General features: G+C 62.2%; 6 protein-coding genes. 3 read left to right on the plus strand and 3 right to left on the minus strand.

Going from position 1 to position 5349, the window contains the following annotated elements; translation table 11 throughout:
• A partial coding sequence (locus tag ACTHNE_RS08440) for an IS3 family transposase (protein WP_324942441.1) occupies positions 1-100 on the plus strand: 100 nt, incomplete at its 5' end.
• A 122-nt stretch (positions 101-222) separates the two neighbouring features.
• Here ACTHNE_RS08440 and folP read toward each other — a convergent pair.
• Positions 223-1128 carry a dihydropteroate synthase gene (gene folP / locus ACTHNE_RS08445; RefSeq protein ID WP_440269013.1) on the minus strand — a complete coding sequence of 302 codons (906 nt, stop codon included), beginning with the start codon at positions 1126-1128 and terminating at the stop codon, positions 223-225.
• The gene (gene orn / locus ACTHNE_RS08450; protein WP_440269014.1) at positions 1125-1694 is read right to left on the minus strand and encodes an oligoribonuclease; all 570 of its coding nucleotides are present in this window, start codon (positions 1692-1694) and stop codon (positions 1125-1127) included. Before orn ends, folP begins: the two co-directional genes overlap by 4 nt.
• Before the next feature lie 170 nt (positions 1695-1864).
• Between orn and sbcB the strand changes: the two genes are divergently transcribed.
• Positions 1865-3313, plus strand: a complete 1449-nt coding sequence (gene sbcB / locus ACTHNE_RS08455; protein ID WP_440269015.1) for an exodeoxyribonuclease I — start codon at positions 1865-1867, stop codon at positions 3311-3313.
• Between the two features lie 193 nt (positions 3314-3506).
• Complete coding sequence (locus ACTHNE_RS08460; protein WP_440269016.1) at positions 3507-4193, plus strand: DUF2461 domain-containing protein; 687 nt, start codon at positions 3507-3509, stop codon at positions 4191-4193.
• 138 nt (positions 4194-4331) lie between these two features.
• On the opposite strand, the gene lysS is transcribed toward ACTHNE_RS08460, so the two are convergent.
• The coding region (gene lysS, locus ACTHNE_RS08465; protein ID WP_440269017.1) for a lysine--tRNA ligase at positions 4332-5349 on the minus strand (1018 nt) is incomplete at its 5' end.

Below are 5349 nucleotides of genomic sequence, written 5' to 3' on the forward strand. Positions count from 1 at the left end.
AGACATTACTGACTACATCGTCAACTTCTACAACGCCAACCGCCTTCACTCCACCCTCGGCTACCGCTCACCCAACGACTTCGAGCGCTGCCACACCTAGATTCCCCTATCGACGTGTCCGAAAACACTTGACCAGTACATGCCTCACAGTTGAGGTATTGCGCGAGGTTGCTTCACCCCACCCCAGCCCTCCCCTACTGCACGTAGGGGAGGGAGCAAGATCTACTCATCATCCGGCCACACCGGCAGCTTGGGCTTGTCGTGCCGCTCTGGCTTATCGCCCGCCTGCACGGCGTGCCACACCTTCAATGCATCTACCGTCGGCGCCACATCATGCACGCGCACCATGCGCGCGCCGCGTTGCACGGCGATCAGCGCGGCAGCGACGGAACCCGCGGCGCGTTCGGCCGGCTCCTGGCGGCCAGTGAGCGTGCCGATCATGGCCTTGCGCGACAAGCCGGCGTAGACGCCGCTGCCAAGGTCCGCGAAGCGTTCCAGTTTGCGCAGCAAGGCCAGGTTGTGCTCCAGCGTCTTGCCGAAGCCGAAGCCGGGATCGACCAGCACGTTGCGCCGATCGATGCCGGCCATTTCGCATGAAAACAGCCGGTCCATCAGGAAGCGATGCACTTCGCCCACGACATCTTCGTAGTGCGGCTCATCCTGCATGCTGCGCGGCTCGCCCTGCATATGCACCAGGCAGATCGGCACGCGCAGTTGCGCCGCGGCGTCCATGGCGCCTTCGCGGCGCAGGGCGTACACGTCGTTGATCATGCCGGCGCCGGCGGCCACGGCGGCGCGCATCACTTCCGGCTTGGAGGTGTCGATGGCGATCGGCAAGGTCGTGCGCGCCACCAGTTGTTCGATTACGGGAATCACGCGCGCAAGTTCGTCTTCGACAGCGACATCCGCGGCGCCAGGCCGGGTGGATTCGCCGCCCACGTCAAGCATGTCCGCGCCCTCTTCGGCCAGCCGCAGGCCATGCGCGACGGCCGCTTCCATGCTGGCGAACTGGCCGCCATCGGAGAACGAATCGGGGGTGACGTTGAGGATGCCCACCACGCGCGGACGATCGAGCGTCAACGGACGGCCGTTGCAGTCGAGCACGGTAGCGAACATCGCATCGATCATGCGCTTTGCTCCGCCCCGCCCAGCGTGCCCATGAACTGGCGGTAGTAGCGCAGTTCGTCGATGGAATCGCGGATGTCCGAGAGCGCGGTGTGCGCCGATTCCTTGGCGAAGCCGCGGCCGATCGTCGGCGCCCAGCGGCGCGCCAGTTCTTTCAGGGTGGACACGTCGAGATTGCGGTAGTGGAAAAAACGCTCCAGCTGCGGCATCTGCCGATGCATGAAGCGGCGATCCTGGCAGATGGAATTGCCGCACATGGGCGACTTGCCCGGCAGCAGCCACTGCTTGAGGAATTCCAGCGTGGCCTGCTCGGCCACCGCATGTGTGACGTCAGAGGCCACCACTTGGTCCCACAGGCCGGAGCGGCGGTGCTGATTGCGATTCCAGCTGTCCATCGACTCCAGGCGATCCAGGCTGTGACGGATCGCGAACACCGGACCTTCGGCCAGGATGGTCAGGTCTTTGTCGGTGACAATGGTGGCGATTTCGAGAATCGAATCGTTGTCGGTATCCAGGCCGGTCATTTCCAGATCGATCCAGATGAGGTTGTCTTCGTTCGCTTGGCTCATGCGCCCTCCTGAATGGGCAGTTTAGCCGGGGGCGGATGGGGCGCCAAATGGTTATGGGCGGGACTCCTCAATCGGGAATAGCGAAGAGCCGCCACCTGCCGGTGCAGGCGGCCCGCCCTTGCGATTTGCGATTTACGATTCCCGATTAACGGTTCACTTAAAATCCCCCCATGCATACCCTCCTCTGGCACGACTACGAAACCTTCGGCACCGATTCGCGCCGGGACCGCCCGATCCAGTTCGCCGGCATCCGCACCAACCTGGAGCTGGAGATCGTCGACGAGCCGGTGATGTTCTTCGCCAAGCCGCCGCACGACATGCCGCCCTCGCCGGAGTCCTGCCTGATCACCGGCATCACGCCGCAGCAGGCCGAGCGTGAAGGGTTGATCGAAGCGGATTTCGCCGCGCGCGTGCATGAGCAGCTGGCCGCGCCGGGCACCTGCGGCGTGGGCTACAACTCTTTGCGCTTCGATGACGAATTCACGCGCCAGCTGTTGTATCGGAATTTCTTCGAGCCGTATGCGCGCGAATGGGAGAACGGCAATTCGCGCTGGGACCTGATCGACCTGGTGCGCATGTGCGCGGCGCTGCGTCCCGAAGGCATCGTATGGCCGACGCATGAAGACGGCACGCCGAGCTTCAAACTGGAGCATCTGGCCACCGCCAATCATCTGCATCAGTCACGCGCGCACGATGCGCTTTCGGACGTGGAGGCGCTGATCGACCTGGCGCGCCTGATCCGTGTACGCCAACCACGGCTGTGGGATTGGCACTACGGCTTGCGCCGCAAGCAGCGCGTGTTCGAATTGCTCGACATCACCGCCATGACGCCGCTGGTGCACGTATCGTCACGCTACCCGGCCAGCCGTTGCTGCCTGGCGATCATCGTGCCGCTTGCGGTGCATCCGGCGCGGCCCGGTGAAATCATCGTCTATGACCTTGCGCAGGATCCTTGCGATCTTTTGGCGCTGGATGTCGAAGACATTGTCGACCGTATCTTTACCGCACGCGCCGATCTGCCTGAAGGCGTGGAGCGCATTCCCTTGCGCACCGTGCATGCAAACCGTTCGCCCGCGCTGGCACCGCTTTCCGTGTTGAAAGGGGTGGACCTGCAACGGCTGCAACTGGATATGGACCGCTGCCTTGCGCATGCCGACACGTTGCGCGCGGCGACGGATCTTGGCGACAAGCTGCGTCGCATTTTCCAGCGCGCCGCCGAACTGCCGCCGGCGGACGATCCGGAGTTGGCCCTGTATGGCGGGTTTTTGCCGGATTCGGACAAACGCCTGCTGCGCGAAGTTCGCGCAACACCTCCCGCTCAACTGGGCTCGCGCAACTTTAATTTCCGCGATGCACGCTATGCCCAATTGCTGTTCCGCTATCGCGCGCGCAATTGGCCGGAAACATTGACGCCGGAGGAACGCGAGCGATGGGAGATGTTTCGCGTTCAGCGGTTGACGCGTGCGACGCCGCTCACCACGCTTACTCTGCCGGATTACTTTGCGAAGCTGAACTTGTTGCGAAATGATCCGCTAGCGGGCGACAAACGTGCATTACTCGATCAACTGCAAGCCTGGGGTGAGCAACTCGCTGCTGAGGCTGGCGTTGTATTCGCATAATTGCCGAGTGTCACTCCCTCCCCTGCTTGCAGGGGAGGGCCGGGGTGGGGTTGTACGGGCTTGCGGCGTTGGTTGAGTTCACCGCGAGGTTGCCTCACCCCACCCCAGCCCTCCCTACTGCACGTAGGGGAGGGAGTCGGACTCCGCGATGTATGTCACCATCATGTAAATTTTCTATCCAACTTGAACTGCCATGCCCCGCGCCTACTTTTCCTCTGCCACCTTCCGCTTCCTTAAAAGCCTCGCCCGCAACAACAACCGCGAGTGGTTCCAGAAGCACAAGGCCGAATACGAGCGCGACGTACGCGATCCATTCCTGGAACTGATCGCCGACATGCAGGCGCCGCTGGCCAAGATCAGCGCGCATTTCCGCGCCGATCCGCGCAAGATGGGCGGCTCGCTGTTTCGCATCTATCGCGATACGCGCTTCTCCAACGACAAGGAACCTTACAAGCCCTGGGCCAGTGCGCGCTTTTTTCATGAGCGGCGGCATGAGATTCCGGCGCCTTCGTTCTACCTGCACATCCAGCCGGGCGATTGCTTTATCGGTGGTGGCATGTGGCATCCGGAGCCGGATGCGTTGAAGCATATCCGCGCGTTTCTTGCCGACAACCCTGCCGCATGGAAGCGTGCGGTGCACAGCAAGGCGTTCAAGGAGCACTTTACGTTCTGGGGCGAGTCGCTCGTGCGCCCACCACGCGGCTTCGATCCTGGGCATGAATTGATCGAGGATTTGAAGCGCAAGGATTTTGCGGCAGGTGAACCGTTCGATGAAGCGCTGGCGTGTTCGGCGGAGTTGTTGCCGTTCATGCTGGCCAGCTACAAGCGGCTGGCGCCGATGATCGATTACCTGTGCGCCGCGCAGGAGTTGGAGTTCTAGTAGGTTGGGGTGCAAACCCCAACATGGCCATCTCCATGCGTCGCGATGTTGGGGTTTGCACCCCAACCTACGTGGGTTTTTCGCAAGGTTGGCCCCTCCCCCAGCCCTCTCCCCGGAGGGGAGAGGGCGTAAAGCGGATTACGCTTCGGGCCGCATGTAGGGGAACAACAACACATCACGGATCGACGACGAATTGGTGAACAACATCACCAGGCGATCGATACCTACGCCAAGCCCGCCGCTCGGTGGCAAGCCCACTTCCAGCGCGCGGATGTAATCGGCATCGAAATGCATCGCTTCGTCGTCGCCCGATTCCTTCGCATCTACCTGCGCCTGGAAACGCGCGGCCTGGTCTTCCGGATCGTTCAATTCGGAGAAGCCGTTGGCCAGCTCCTTGCCGTTGATGAAGAGCTCGAAGCGATCGGTAATGCCCTTGTCGACGTCGTTCTCGCGCGCCAGCGGCGAGACTTCCACCGGGTGGTCGATGATGAAGGTGGGTTGCACCAGGGTGTGCTCCACCGTCTTCTCGAAAATTTCCAACAGCAGCTTGCCCCAGCCATAACCCGGCTTGACCTGCACGCCCAGACGCTTGGCGTGCGCGGCCATGGCGTCGCGATTGCGCAGTTCCTCGCGCTTGATCTCGGGGTTGAGTTCCAGCACGGCGTCTTCCATGCGCCAACGACGGAACGCGGGGCCGACGTCGATTTCCGCCCCTTCCCATTCGAGCTTGGTGGTGCCCAGCACATGCTTCGCCGTGTCGCGGATCATCGACTCGGTGAGATCCATGATCTCGTGATAGGTGGCGTAGGCCTGGTACAGCTCCAGCATGGTGAACTCGGGGTTGTGTCGCGTGGACACGCCCTCGTTGCGGAAGTTGCGGTTGATCTCGTAGACGCGATCGAAGCCGCCAACCACCAGGCGCTTCAGAAAAAGCTCCGGCGCCACGCGCAGGTACAGATCGATATCCAGCGCGTTGTGGTGGGTAACGAACGGACGCGCCACGGCACCGCCGGGAATGATGTGCATCATCGGCGTTTCCACTTCCATGAAGCGGTACGGCTCGGCTTCCAGCCACTTGCGGATGTAGCCGATGATCTTGGAGCGCAGCATGAAGGTGCGGCGCGCTTCCTCGGTGACGATCAGGTCGACGTAGCGC

Origin of the sequence: Dyella sp. (assembly GCF_051954575.1) — a bacterium.
Taxonomy (GTDB): Bacteria; Pseudomonadota; Gammaproteobacteria; order Xanthomonadales; family Rhodanobacteraceae; genus Dyella_B.

Coding starts and splice junctions, on each gene's coding strand:
- folP (WP_440269013.1), bottom strand. CDS start 1,128: ATGATCGATGCGATGTTCGCTACCGTGCTCGACTGCAACGGCCGTCCG.
- orn (WP_440269014.1), bottom strand. CDS start 1,694: ATGAGCCAAGCGAACGAAGACAACCTCATCTGGATCGATCTGGAAATG.
- sbcB (WP_440269015.1), top strand. CDS start 1,865: ATGCATACCCTCCTCTGGCACGACTACGAAACCTTCGGCACCGATTCG.
- ACTHNE_RS08460 (WP_440269016.1), top strand. CDS start 3,507: ATGCCCCGCGCCTACTTTTCCTCTGCCACCTTCCGCTTCCTTAAAAGC.